Raw genomic sequence first — 13,697 nt, forward strand, 5'->3', positions numbered from 1 at the left:
GCTCACACGGCGAATGCTAGCGTACTGAGCATATGAACCGCTAGTGAGCAAATGCTCAACCAGTTCAAGTGGATGGAGCTCAGCACGTGGCAGCGCGAGAGCAGATGGCCGAGGAGTCCCCGTCTCGACCGGCGGGACACAAGCCAGGGGCCCGCGGCGGCGCCGACACGGGACAGGACCTTCGCCTGCTCGTCCGAGCGGCCACGATGTACCACCTCGAGGGATTGACGCAGGCCGAGATCGCCGGGCGGCTGGGCGTGTCCCGGCCCACGGCGGGGCGCCTGATCCAACGGGCCCGCGCGCAGGGCTTGGTGCAGGTCTCGGTGACGGCTCCGGCCCACCTGTCCTCCTCGATCCACACCGACCTCGAGCGCCAGGTCGAACGACTCTTCGGTCTGGACGAGGTGCTCGTGATGGACGAACCCGCCGACGGTACTGCGTCGGGCAACGCCGCATTGGGCCGCGCGGGCGCATCCGTGCTCGCACGACGTATCCAGCCCACCGACACCTTCGGATTCACCTGGGGCCCAGAGCAGGTGGCGGTCGCCGACGCGATGGGGGGAGCGGCAAGCTGCCAGCGGGTGGTGCAGATGGATGGCTCGATGACCTCGGTCGACTACCACACCGGCGTCGACCATGCTCTCGCACGCTTCTCCGAGCGGCTGCATGCTCAGCCGCTGCGCTTGGTGGCACCGCTGTACGTCGACCCGGAGACCGTGGCGGCACTGCATCGTGATTCGATTCTGTCCCAAGCACTTTCCGCGGCTCGGGGTGCACAGGTGATGCTGTTCGGCGTGGGATCGGTGTCCACCTCGACCACGCTATTCGAAGGTGCCTACATCGACGCGATCGTGCTGGACGAACTCGTCGAACTCGGTGCAGTCGGCGAGATCGGTGGGCGGTTCTACGACAAGGACGGCAACCCGGTGGATTCGACTCTGGTCGAACGCACCGTGTCGGTGTCGCTCGACGCCATCCGGGCGTGCCCCACGTCCATTCTCGTCTCCGGCGGCGCTCACCGGCAGGAGTCCATTCTCGGTGCGCTTCGTGGCGGTTACGCGACCATTCTGGTCACGGACGAACCGACCGCGGAATGGCTTGTCTCACAACAGGAAGGTCAGCTATGAGATCTCCACGACGGCAGGTGACGCAATTGCCGCGCCGCATTCTCCACAACGGCCGGACCGCCTTGGTCGCGCTGTGTGCGGCCATCGCCCTGGTGGCGACCGGGTGTGCCGGCGCGGGTTCGCTGACCGGAGGCGGCGGGCGTGAGGTCACGGTCGCCATGGTCTCCAACTCTCAGATGCAGGACGCGGTCGCGTTGTCGAGCCAGTTCGAGGAGCAGAATCCGGGCCTCAAGGTCCGCTTCGTCACCCTTTCCGAGAACGAGGCGCGCGCCAAGATCACGGCGTCCGTCGCCACCGGCGGAGGTGAGTTCGATGTCGTCATGATCAGCAACTACGAAACCCCGATGTGGGCCGAGTACGGATGGCTGGTCAATCTGACGCCCTACATGAACGCCGACCCGACCTATGCCGCCGACGACTTCATCCCGACCCTCAAAACCGCACTGTCATATCAGGGTTCGATGTACTCGGCGCCGTTCTACGGCGAGTCGTCGTTCCTGATGTACAACAAGAAGCTGTTCCGCGAGGCCGGTGTGTCGCTGCCCGCCCAACCGACGTGGCCGCAGGTGGCCGAGGCGGCGGCGCGGCTCACCAACGACCGCACGGCGGGAATCTGCCTGCGCGGCAAGCCGGGTTGGGGCGAGGTGCTGGCACCGCTCAACACGGTCATCAACGCCTTCGGCGGCCGCTGGTACGACGAGAACTGGAACGCGCAGCTGACGAGTCCGCAGGTGGAGGCCGCGGTGCAGTTCTATGTGGACACGGTTCGCAAGTACGGGGAGGCCGGTGCGTCGTCGTCGGGCTTCCAGGAATGCGGAAACCTGATGTCGCAGGGCCAGGTTGCGATGTGGTACGACGCGACGTCGGCGGTGTCGGTGCTCGAGAGTCCCGACACCTCCACCATCGCAGGCGATGTCGGCTACCTGTCGGCGCCCAGCATGGCCAAGAACGACAACGGCTGGCTCTACACCTGGTCGCTCGGCATCCCGTCGAGCAGCGAAAACCCGGACGACGCCTGGAAGTTCATCAACTGGATGACCAACCGGAACTACATCGAGCACGTCGCCGACAAACTCGGTGCGAGCCACATCCCGCCGGGCAGCAGGCTCTCGACTTACCAACTCCCGGCGTATCAGAAGATATCGGGTCCGTTCGCCGAGCCGACCCTGCAGGCCATGCAGGCGGCCAACCAACAGAAGCCGACGCTCGACCCGGTCCCGTACACCGGCATCCAGTTCCTGGCCATCCCGGAGTTCCAGGACCTCGGAACACGTGTCAGCCAACAGATCTCGGCTGCCATCGCGGGTCAGATCAGCGTCCATGACGCCCTCGAACAGGCGCAGCAGTATGCCGAGGTCGTGGGCAAGACCTACCAGAGGGAGCGTTAGACATGGCCACCGCAGTATCCACCCGCGACGAGCAGGTCCCGCCCGCCGATCAGGCGCCGCTGACCTCGCGGCGCGACCACATCAGCCGCGCCGAGGGCTGGCGCAGGCGCGGTCCGCTCCTTCCGGCCCTGATCTTCATGATCGTGGTCACCCAGATCCCGTTCGTCTTCACGCTCTACTACTCCACGCAATCATGGAATCTGGTGCGGCCCGGTTCGCGGGCCTTCGTCGGCCTCGACAACTATGCCGCGGTCTTCGCCGACAGCCAGTTCTGGCGGGTCACCGCGAACACGATCGTGCTGATCGTCGGAACCGTCATCGTCTCGGTGTTGCTCGGACTGATGTTCGCGCTGCTGCTGGACCGGAAGTTCCTGGGCCGCGGTGTGGTTCGCACGCTGCTGATCACACCCTTCCTGGTGACCCCGGTGGCATCGGCCCTGCTCTGGAAGACCAGCCTGCTCTCACCCACCAATGGTCTGGTGAACTGGGCATTGAGTCCGTTCGGCATCCACACCGACTGGCTCTCGGAGTTCCCGCTGATGAGCGTGATGGCCGAATTGGTGTGGCAGTGGACGCCATTCATGATGTTGCTGATCCTGGCCGGTCTCCAGTCGATGCCTCGCGACATCCAGGAGGCCGCCCGGGTGGACGGGGCGACCAGCTTCCGGCTCTTCCGTGAGCTGACGCTGCCGCACCTGCGACGCTTCATCGAACTCGGTACCGTCCTCGGCGCGATCTATTTGGTCAACACCTTCGACGCGGTCTACATGATGACCTCCGGCGGACCCGGGGTGTCGAGTTCCAACCTGTCCTTCTACATCTACCAGCGGGCCTTCCTCGGATTCGACATCGGGCAGGCGGCCGCGATGGGTGTGGTCACGGTGATCGGCACGATCGTCGTCGCCACCCTCGCCCTGCGCCTGATCTTCAAGTCATTCACCGGAACAGAGGAGCCGGCCTGATGAGCACCGACATCCGTCCCGACACACCCACCACGACCGCGCACGTGCGGCCGCAGGACATCGAGAAGCAGCGCAACCCGCGCCAGATGGCACTGACCGCGGTGACCTGGATTCTCGCCATCGGGTTCTTCTTCCCGGTGCTGTGGATGGTGCTGACCGCTTTCAAACAGGAGAGCGACGCGGCGACCAATCCGCCGACCTTCATCTTCGCTCCGACCCTGCAACAGTTCCGCGACGTCTTCGACGCGGGAATCGCCACGCCGCTGCTGAATTCGCTGTTCGCGACCATCGTCTCGACGATCCTGGTGTTGCTGCTCGGCGTGCCGGCGGCGTTCGCGCTGTCGTTGCGGCCGGTGCGCAAGACCAAGGACGCGCTGTTCTTCTTCATCTCCACCAAGATGCTGCCGATCGTCGCCGCCATCATCCCGCTGTATGTGATCGTCGGGAAGATGGACATGCTCGACAACATCTGGACCCTCGTGATCCTGTACACGGCAATGAATCTGCCGATCGCGGTGTGGATGATGCGCTCGTTCTTCCTCGAGGTGCCCGGCGAACTGCTCGAGGCCGCGAGCATCGACGGTGCCAGTCTCTGGACCTCGGTGCGCGAGGTGATCCTGCCGCTCATCTCACCGGGAATCGCTGCGACAGCGCTCATCTGCGTGATCTTCTCGTGGAACGAGTTCTTCTTCGCCGTCAACATGACCGCGGTCAACGCGCAGACGATGCCGGTGTTCCTCACCGGATTCATGTCCGGGCAGGGCCTGTACTGGGCCCAACTGTCCGCGGCCTCGGTCCTCGCTGCACTCCCGGTCGTCATCTGCGGCTGGATCGCACAGAACAAACTCGTCCGCGGCCTTTCCTTCGGCGCCATCAAGTAATCGACGCCCGACCTTCCCCTTCACACCCCACACTCACAGGAGCAGTCACCATGGCATCCATCACCTACGACAAAGCGTGCTGCGTCTATCCCGGCGCCGACAAACTGGCCGTCGACTCACTCGATCTCGACATCAACGACGGCGAGTTCGTCGTCCTGGTCGGGCCGTCCGGGTCGGGCAAGTCCACCGCCCTGCGGATGCTCGCGGGCCTCGAGGACATCGACTCCGGTCAGATCCGCATCGGCGGCGACAACATGGTCGGCGTCGCACCCAAGGACCGCGACATCGCGATGGTCTTCCAGAACTACGCGCTCTATCCCAACAAGACGGTCGGCGAGAACATGGGTTTCGCGTTGAAGATGCGCGGCGTGTCGACCGAAGAGCGCACCAAGAAGGTCGCCGACGCGGCAAAGCTCCTCGACCTCACCGACTTTCTCGACCGGAAGCCGGCGAAACTATCCGGCGGTCAGCGTCAGCGAGTCGCCATGGGACGGGCCATCGTTCGCGAGCCGCAGGTGTTCTGCATGGATGAGCCGTTGTCGAACCTCGACGCCAAACTGCGCGTGCAGACTCGCACCCAGATCGCCGCGCTGCAGCGTCGCCTGGGTACCACCACCGTCTACGTCACCCACGATCAGGTCGAGGCGATGACCATGGGGGACCGGGTTGCTGTTCTCAAACATGGCGTGCTGCAGCAATTCTCCACTCCGACCGAGCTCTACGATCGACCAGTCAACGCCTTCGTCGCGGGATTCATCGGATCGCCCGGAATGAATCTGTTCACCGCACCCGTGACCGATGGCCAGATCTCCATCTCCGGTTCGGTGATCCACGTCGACGAAGAATCGAAAGCCGCGCTGCGGAATTCGGGGATTTCCTCGGTGATCGTGGGCATCCGCCCCGAGCACCTGGAACTGTCCGACGAAGGCCGCGGACTCGCCGCCGACGTCGCACTGCTCGAGGAACTCGGCAGCGAGACCTATGTGTATGCATCTGTTGCGGATCAGTCGATCCGCAACCTCGACGGGGAGCCCATGATCCTGGTTGCGCGGTCGCACGAGCGTGCGCCGGCCAAGCGCGGTGATGGCGTGCGTCTGCACCAGTCCGACCGTGCGGTGCACCTGTTCCACCCGGAGAGCGGCGAACGCTTGGTGTGACGTCGGTCGTCAGCCTGCCGGTCCAATCCGCTCCCTGAGCTCGCCCCCGCTCCCTGAGGTGCGAGCTTGCGAGCCTCGAAGGGCTGGTGACCGTAGCTACTTGGTCTCGGAATTGCCCTGTCTCACCAGGCCCTTCGAGGCTCGTCGACTTCGAGACGCTCCCTGCTCGTACCTCGCATGGGGCTCCTCAGCCCGGCGGCTTGCGCTCCTCACACCTCAGGGAGCGGAGAAAACTCGCTCCGCTCGCACCGTCGAGTCAACGCGAACGCCAGGTGAGAGTGAACCCGGTCTGCTGAAGCAGTCGCTGCGACGCGTCGGCGCCGACGAGTTCCCGTGCCCCGCGGTAGGTCGCCGCGCCGTCGACGGGGAGACCGCGCGTCAGGTCGACGGTCTCCGTGCCATTCCCGGTGAAGCTGTAGCGCGCGATCGTCAGCGTTTGATTGCCGCCGGGGATCGCGAACACCGAGTTGATCGGTGATTCGTCGACCGTGTAGGTGACCGTGAGCCGGTTGCCCTCCCACGCGGTCAGTTTCGCCTCGATCGTCTGGGTGACGGTTGCGGCGGCGCTGATCACCCGCTCGGCGCGCCAGGTCGCGCCCACGGCGATCGGCACCGTCGGCAAGGGAACCGACCGGGTGAACGCCCCGATCATCGCCTGCTCGATGGCGAGGCGGGCTTCGGGGCCCGACGAGTCGGTCGGCATCAGACGCAGCGAGATCGGCACCAGGCCGGGGGCGATCGCCATTCCCGCGTGGCCGCCCGCGGCCGGCGCCAGTTGATCGTTGAGAGTCGGATCGGGAGAGGTCACCGTCCCCAGGTCCATCTCGAGGTCGGTGGGATCTGTGCAGTGGAATCGTGCGGTGAGCGGCAGGTCGACGGTCTGGGCCTGCGCCGAACCCGCGGAGGCGACCGACGAGGTGGTGACCACCGTCGCCTGCTGGGCCGAATCCCGATCGGGAGTGGCCGCGGGTACCCGCCGTTCGCCGTTCCCGAAACCGGTCACGGTGACCTTCACCGGCGGGATCGGGATCAGGTTCACCTTGTCTCGATCGGAGGTGTTCTCCGTCGCACAGCCACCATCGGAGGCCGACGAGGTGTCGTCGTCGCCGTCGGAACCGCAACCCGCGAGCAGGACGCCCACCGTCATCAGGGCCGTGAGAGTGGTGAGGACACGCGGTGTGGGGCGGTGGCGGCGGGACACGGCAGCCAGCGTATGCGACCCATCATGGATGATGAGGTGGTGGATGACGTTGCACCAGATCCTTCCGCCGACACTCGCGGCGGCCGTTCGAGGCGAGTGATGCTGACCTTGCTCGCGGTCGCGCTCACCGTGGTGGGTCTGGATCTGCTGACCAAGACGCTCGCCGTGGAACTGCTCGAACCGGGTGTTGCGGTGCAGGTTATCGGCGACAACGTGGAACTCTGGCTGGTCCGCAACAGCGGCGCTGCCTTCTCGATGGCGTCCGGCTACACCTGGATTCTCTCGATCATCGCGCTCGTGGTGGTCGTCGTGATCGTGCGATACAGCGGCCGGTTGCGATCGGCCTGGTGGGTCCTCGGCCTCGGCATGGTGCTCGGCGGCGCGATCGGCAACCTCATCGACCGGATCTTCCGCGCGCCACAACCACTGCAAGGCCACGTTGTCGACTTCGTCAAGGTCGGTTGGTGGCCGGTGTTCAACGTCGCAGACTCGGCGGTCGTGTGCGGCGCGATCCTGCTGGTGGTGCTCTCGGCCCTCGGGTACGACTACGACGGCACGCGGACCGGCTGGGCGGCGCGGCACAGTCGCGGCGACGAGAACGGCGGCGACGAGAACGGCGGCGACGTCTCACCGTCGGAGAAAGATGCCCAGACAGGAGACGGCAGCCATGCGTGAGTCACGGTTGGTGCCGGTTCCCGACGGTCTCGACGGGATGCGGCTCGACGCCGGGGTCGCCCGGATGCTCGGACTGTCCAGAACGGTCGTCGCGGGTCTCGCCGACGACGGCGACGTGACGGTCGACGGGATCGCGGTCGGCAAATCACACCGCCTCGCCGCCGGCACGATGCTGCACGTGACGCTTCCGGAGCCGGACGAGCCGCTGCAGATCGAACCGACACCGGTCGAGGATCTCGAGGTCATCTACCACGACTCCGACATCGTGGTCGTCGACAAGCCGGTGGGGGTGGCGGCACATCCGTCGCTCGGGTGGAGCGGCCCGACGGTCATCGGCGCTCTCGCGGCGGCCGGCTACCGGATCTCGACGTCGGGCGCGCACGAGCGGCACGGCATCGTGCACAGACTCGACGTCGGCACGTCCGGTGTCATGGTGGTCGCGGTCTCCGAGCGTGCCTACACCATCCTCAAGCGGGCATTCAAACAGCGGACCGTCGACAAGGGATACCACGCGCTCGTACAAGGCCATCTCGATCCGCCGTCGGGCACCATCGACGCACCGATCGGCCGCCATCGCGGCAACGACTGGCGCTTCGCCGTGACCGCGAACGGCAAACCGAGCATCACCCACTACGACACCCTCGAAATGTTCGCGTCGGCGTCGTTGCTCGACGTGCATCTGGAAACCGGTCGTACGCACCAGATTCGGGTGCATTTTTCGGCGCTGCACCATCCGTGCTGCGGTGACCCGACCTACGGCGCCGACCCGGTCCTCGCCAAACGCCTGGGCCTGGAACGACAGTGGCTGCACGCCCGTTCGCTGGCCTTCGCTCACCCGGCCGACGGCCGGCGTGTCGAGTTCACAAGCGACTATCCGGCCGATCTGCAACACGCGCTCGACGTCCTCCGGGCGACCTAATGAGATGAAACCTGACGGGGGTTCTCGGTAGCCTTGGAGGGTGCTGGAGCCGGGAACATCCGTCGCCGGGTATCGCATCGAGCGGGTACTCGGCAGTGGCGGGATGGGTGCTGTCTACCTGGCTCGCCATCCCGAACTGCCGCGGTCGGATGCACTGAAGGTCCTGTCCGCGTCGGGCGGCGCGTCGGATCAGCAGTTCCGGCGCCGATTCCTGCGCGAGGCAGAGGTCGCGGCGACTCTCGATCATCCGAATATCGTCACCGTGCACAACCGCGGACGCGCCTCCGTTCCGACCGGCGACTCGGCGGCCGGTCGGGATCTGCTCTGGATTGCGATGCAGTATGTGCCCGGGACCGACGCCGCGCGTGAGGTCGCCGCCAAAGGCCGACTCGATCCGCGGCGGGTGTCGCACATCGTGACCGAGATCGCGCATGGGCTTGACTACGCACACCGACGCAATCTCCTGCACCGCGACATCAAACCGGCCAACATCTTGCTGTCGACCAGCGAGCCGGAGGACGACGCCGACGAGCAGCGGGTGGTGCTGGCAGACTTTGGTGTCGCCAAGATCACCGACGATGTCGAGGGACTCACCTCCGTCGGCACGGTCCTGGCAACGCTCTCCTATGCGTCACCAGATCAATTGTCCGGAGAGACCCTGGACGGCACCACCGACCAGTACTCGTTGGCGGCCACGGCTTTCCACCTGCTGGTCGGCAAGGTTCCCTTCGACGACCGCGACACCGGTGCCGTCATCGCAGCTCACCTGAAATCCCCGGTGCCCAGGGTGTCGGACGCGACGAGCGGTGTCAGTCCGGCGGTCGACGCCGTCATCGCCAAGGCCATGGCGAAGTCGCCCGGTGCCCGGTTCGGGACGTGCCGGGAATTCGCCGACGCCCTCGCAGTCGCCGTGCGGCCACGGCCGGCGAGGCCCGCGCCGCGGCCACCGCATCCGGCGCCCCGGCAACATGAGCCCCGGTTTCCGCAACCCGCTGCGCACGGCCCGCGTCGCCCCGGAGCTCCGGGGATCCCGGGTCCACCCCGCGTCGGGCCGCCGCCGCGACGGCAACCGCCGCCCGCCGGCCCACGACCCGGCGACGGATCTCGACATCGCGACGCTCCCCGCACTGGTGATCCTCGCCGTGGGGAGTTGACGGCGTGGCAGCAGACCCAGGTGTCGCCCAACGCGGTGCCGTCGGACCCGGTTCGTCGTCGGCAGACCGACGACCATGTGAGTGCCCCACCGCGCGACCCGGTGCGGCCGCCCCCTTCAGCACCGAACCCTTCTGCACCGAACCCTTCTGCACCGAACCCTTCTGGCCCGCTGCACGCCGGACCGAATCGTGGTGGTGCGCCGCCGACCATTCCTGGTGCCTCCTCGGGCCCGCTCGATCGTCGTCCGGCGGTACCCCCACCGCCGCGCGCACCGCAGGCCCCACCGTCCACCGGACCCGATCCGGGGGTGATCATCGCCATCGTCGCGGTCGTGCTGCTGATCCTGGTGACGGCGATCGTGCTCGGTGTCGTGCTCTGATCCGAAGAGTCGGTGACCACCGCGCCAGGAATCGAGTTGAATTGGAGAACGCGAGTGCTGCAGCACTCGCGTTCTCCAATTCGGCACCGGTTGTCGCGAGCCGACTCGGTTTCGGGCCCGGATTGAACGTCACGGTGGCCACATCTGTCACGGCCCGCCGCGCCTGTCCGTGAGTGTCGGCACGAGGACATACAGTGGACCAGGCTTTCCGTGACGCCGCGCTCCGCGGGGCCGTCGTATCCGGAAAACCCGACCTGGAACACTGGCAGTCCGACGAAGCAGAAGGGGCACCGTGACCGATTCGTTCGTTCACCTGCACAACCACACCGAGTACTCGATGCTCGACGGTGCCGCCAAGGTGTCGCCGCTGTTCGCGGAGGCCAAACGGCTGGGGATGAACGCGATCGGCATGACCGACCACGGAAACATGTTCGGCGCCAGCGAGTTCTACAACACCGCGGTCAAAAACGACATCAAGCCGATCATCGGTATCGAGGCCTACATCGCTCCCGGCTCGCGATTCGACACCAAGCGCGTGACCTGGGGTACCCGCGACCAGAAGGGTGACGACGTCTCCGGTAGCGGTGCCTACACGCACATGACGATGGTCGCCGAGAATGCGACGGGGCTGCGCAACCTGTTCAAGCTGTCGTCGCTGGCGTCCATCGAGGGTCAACTCGGCAAGTGGGCCCGGATGGACGACGAACTCATCGCGCAATACGCCGAGGGCATCATCGCCACCACCGGCTGCCCGTCCGGCGAGGTGCAGACCCGCCTGCGTCTCGGGCACGAGCGAGAGGCGCTCGAGGCGGCCGCGAAGTGGCAGGAGATCTTCGGCAAGGAGAACTTCTACCTCGAGCTGATGGAGCACGGACTCGAGATCGAGCGTCGTGTTCGCGAAGGGCTGCTGGAGATCGGCCGCAAGCTAGGCATCAAACCGATCGTCACCAACGACTGCCACTACGTCACCAAGGACCACGCCGCGGCGCATGAGGCCTTGCTGTGTGTGCAGACCGGCAAGACGCTCACGGATCCGACCCGGTTCAAGTTCGACGGCGACGGCTACTACCTCAAGTCGGCGCAGGAGATGCGCGACCAGTGGGATTCGGTGGTCCCCGGTGCCTGCGACAACACCCTGGAAATAGGCGAGCGGGTGCAGAGCTACTCCGACGTCTTCACCCATCGCGACCGGATGCCGGTCTTCGACGTCCCCGAGGGGGAGTCGCAGCAGACCTGGCTGCGCAAGGAGGTCGCCAAGGGCCTCGCCGAACGGCGGTTCCCCGGACAGCCGGTGCCGCAGGACTATTCCGAACGCGCCAACTACGAACTCGATGTCATCATCCAGATGGGGTTCCCCGCCTACTTCCTAGTGGTCGGCGATCTGATCCGGCATGCGCAGGAAGTCGGTATCCGGGTCGGCCCGGGCCGCGGTTCGGCGGCGGGGTCGCTGGTCGCCTGGGCGTTGGGCATCACCAACATCGACCCGATCCCGCACGGACTGCTGTTCGAGCGATTCCTCAATCCCGAACGTGTGTCGATGCCCGATATCGACATCGACTTCGACGACCGTCGTCGCGGCGAGATGGTGCGTTACGCCACGACGCGGTGGGGAGTCGACAAGGTCGCCCAGGTCATCACCTTCGGCACCATCAAGACCAAGGCCGCCATCAAGGACTCGGCCCGAGTCCAGTTCGGCCAGCCGGGATTCGCCATCGCCGACCGCATCACCAAGGCCCTGCCGCCACCCATCATGGCCAAGGACATCCCGGTGTGGGGCATCACCAATTCCGAGCACGAGCGGTTCAACGAGGCCGCCGAGGTTCGTGCCCTCATCGAAACCGATCCGGACGTCAAGAAGATCTACGACACGGCACTCGGACTCGAGGGGCTGATCCGCAACGCGGGTGTCCACGCGTGTGCGGTGATCATGTCGTCGGAGCCGTTGACCGATGCCATCCCGGTGTGGAAACGCGCTCAGGACGGCGCGATCATCACCGGCTGGGATTACCCGTCGTGTGAGGACATCGGCCTCCTCAAGATGGACTTCCTCGGTCTGCGCAACCTGACCGTCATCGGCGATGCCCTGGAGAACATCAAGACCAACCGCGGCGTCGACCTCGACCTCGACGCCCTGCCGCTCGAGGACACCAAGACCTACGAGCTGTTGGCCCGCGGCGACACGCTCGGCGTCTTCCAGCTCGACGGTGCGGCGATGCGAGAACTCCTGAAGTTGATGCAGCCCACCGGTTTCGAGGACATCGTGGCCGTGCTCGCGTTGTATCGCCCGGGTCCGATGGGCGTGAACGCGCACACCGACTACGCCAAGCGTAAGAACGGTCTGCAAGACATCAAGCCGATTCATCCCGAGCTCGAGGAGCCGTTGAAGGAGATCCTCGCCGAGACCTACGGTCTGATCGTCTATCAAGAGCAGATCATGCAGATCGCGCAGAAGGTCGCGGGCTACTCGCTCGGACAGGCCGACCTGCTCCGTCGCGCGATGGGTAAGAAGAAGAAAGAGATCCTCGACGAGGCATACGACGGCTTCGCGGAGGGCATGCGCACCAACGGATTCTCCCAGGGAGCCATCACCGCGCTCTGGGACACGGTGCTCCCGTTCGCCGGCTACGCGTTCAACAAGTCGCACGCCGCCGGCTACGGACTCGTATCGTTCTGGACGGCCTACCTCAAGGCGAACTATCCCGCCGAATACATGGCCGGTCTGCTGACGTCGGTGGGCGACGACAAGGACAAGGCCGCCATCTATCTCTCGGACTGCCGCAAGCTCGGGATCACCGTGCTGCCCCCGGACGTCAACGAGTCGCAGCGCAACTTCGCCGCCGTCGGCACCGACATCCGCTTCGGGCTCGCGGCGATTCGCAACGTCGGAAGCGGCGTGGTCGGCTCGATCCTCACCGCGCGCGACGACAAGGGCAAGTTCACCAGCTTCTCGGACTATCTCGGGAAGATCGACGTCACCGCCTGCAACAAGAAGGTGACGGAGTCGCTGATCAAGGCCGGTGCCTTCGATTCGCTGTCGCATCCCCGCAAGGGGCTGTTCCTGGTGCATGGCGAGGCGGTCGAATCCGTGCTCGGCACCAAGAAGGCCGAGGCGATCGGACAGTTCGATCTCTTCGGCGATGCCGGCGGCGCCGATGAAACCATGGCGGAAGTCTTCGCCGTCAAGGTGCCCGACGAGGAATGGGATTCCAAGCACAAACTCGCCATCGAACGAGAGATGTTGGGACTCTATGTCTCCGGGCACCCGCTGAGCGGCGTCGAACATGCCATCGCCGCGCACACCGACACGTCGATCACCACCCTTCTCGAGGGCAACATCGCCGACGGGGCACAGATCACCATCGGCGGCATCATCTCGTCGGTGACGAGACGGGTCAACAAGAAGGGCGAACCGTGGGCTGCGGTCACCCTCGAGGACATGGTCGGTGGCGTCGAGGTGTACTTCTTCCCGCGGGCCTTTGCGGCGTACGGGATGGACATCGTCGCCGACAACATCGTGCTCATCAAGGCACGGGTGAACCTGCGCGACGACAGCATGATGATCAGCGCCAACGATCTGGCCGTGCCGGATCTCAGTGCCGCAGGCGCGAGCAAGCCGGTCGCGCTGACGCTGCCCGCTCGCCTGTGCACCCCCGACCGGGTCCAGGCACTCAAGCAGGTACTCACTCGGCATCCGGGCACGGCCGATGTTCACGTGACGCTGATCAGCGACGAACGTCAAACACAGCTGCGGCTCACCGAGTCGCTGCGGGTGACGCCGAGTTCGGCGCTGATGGGGGATCTCAAGGCGCTGCTCGGGCCTAGCTGCCTCAGCTAGGGCGTGTCGTTCACCATG

Annotated in this window: 10 protein-coding genes; 9 read left to right on the top strand and 1 reads right to left on the bottom strand. The window is 65.7% G+C overall.

Annotated elements, in window-relative coordinates; translation table 11 throughout:
- Window positions 1-86 precede the first annotated feature (86 nt).
- The 5 genes from ABZW74_RS04575 to ugpC are packed head-to-tail and all read left to right on the top strand — an operon-like array spanning window position 87 to window position 5,515.
- Window positions 87-1,127, top strand: a complete 1,041-nt coding sequence (locus ABZW74_RS04575; protein WP_355274353.1) for a sugar-binding transcriptional regulator — start codon at window positions 87-89, stop codon at window positions 1,125-1,127.
- Window positions 1,124-2,515, top strand: a complete 1,392-nt coding sequence (locus ABZW74_RS04580; protein ID WP_355274355.1) for a sugar ABC transporter substrate-binding protein — start codon at window positions 1,124-1,126, stop codon at window positions 2,513-2,515. Before ABZW74_RS04575 ends, ABZW74_RS04580 begins: the two co-directional genes overlap by 4 nt.
- 2 nt (window positions 2,516-2,517) lie before the next feature.
- Window positions 2,518-3,477 carry a sugar ABC transporter permease gene (locus tag ABZW74_RS04585; RefSeq protein WP_240855968.1) on the top strand — a complete coding sequence of 320 codons (960 nt, stop codon included), beginning with the start codon at window positions 2,518-2,520 and terminating at the stop codon, window positions 3,475-3,477.
- Window positions 3,477-4,358, top strand: coding sequence for a carbohydrate ABC transporter permease (locus tag ABZW74_RS04590; RefSeq protein WP_240855967.1), 882 nt, complete (start codon window positions 3,477-3,479; stop codon window positions 4,356-4,358). Before ABZW74_RS04585 ends, ABZW74_RS04590 begins: the two co-directional genes overlap by 1 nt.
- Window positions 4,359-4,408: 50 nt before the next feature.
- A complete protein-coding gene (gene ugpC, locus ABZW74_RS04595) occupies window positions 4,409-5,515 on the top strand; it encodes a sn-glycerol-3-phosphate ABC transporter ATP-binding protein UgpC (protein WP_240855966.1) in 1,107 nt (368 codons plus the stop codon).
- 256 nt (window positions 5,516-5,771) lie between these two features.
- On the opposite strand, the gene ABZW74_RS04600 is transcribed toward ugpC, so the two are convergent.
- Window positions 5,772-6,716: a hypothetical protein gene (locus ABZW74_RS04600; RefSeq protein ID WP_355274359.1), complete on the bottom strand. Its 945-nt coding sequence runs from the start codon at window positions 6,714-6,716 to the stop codon at window positions 5,772-5,774.
- Window positions 6,717-6,740: 24 nt separating this feature from the next.
- Between ABZW74_RS04600 and lspA the strand changes: the two genes are divergently transcribed.
- The 4 genes from lspA (at window position 6,741) to dnaE (ending at window position 13,679) form a co-directional block, all read left to right on the top strand.
- Window positions 6,741-7,391 carry a signal peptidase II gene (lspA, locus tag ABZW74_RS04605; RefSeq protein ID WP_240855962.1) on the top strand — a complete coding sequence of 217 codons (651 nt, stop codon included), beginning with the start codon at window positions 6,741-6,743 and terminating at the stop codon, window positions 7,389-7,391.
- Window positions 7,384-8,310, top strand: a complete 927-nt coding sequence (locus tag ABZW74_RS04610; RefSeq protein ID WP_355274361.1) for an RluA family pseudouridine synthase — start codon at window positions 7,384-7,386, stop codon at window positions 8,308-8,310. The genes lspA and ABZW74_RS04610 overlap by 8 nt, the downstream gene beginning before the upstream one ends.
- 40 nt (window positions 8,311-8,350) lie before the next feature.
- Complete coding sequence (locus ABZW74_RS04615) at window positions 8,351-9,844, top strand: serine/threonine-protein kinase (RefSeq protein WP_355274364.1); 1,494 nt, start codon at window positions 8,351-8,353, stop codon at window positions 9,842-9,844.
- Window positions 9,845-10,136: 292 nt separating this feature from the next.
- Window positions 10,137-13,679, top strand: coding sequence for a DNA polymerase III subunit alpha (gene dnaE / locus ABZW74_RS04620; protein WP_240855957.1), 3,543 nt, complete (start codon window positions 10,137-10,139; stop codon window positions 13,677-13,679).
- The last annotated feature ends 18 nt before the right edge of the window (window positions 13,680-13,697 follow it).

Source organism: Gordonia sp. NPDC003585, from assembly GCF_040610755.1.
In the GTDB taxonomy this organism is placed as follows: Bacteria; Actinomycetota; Actinomycetes; order Mycobacteriales; family Mycobacteriaceae; genus Gordonia.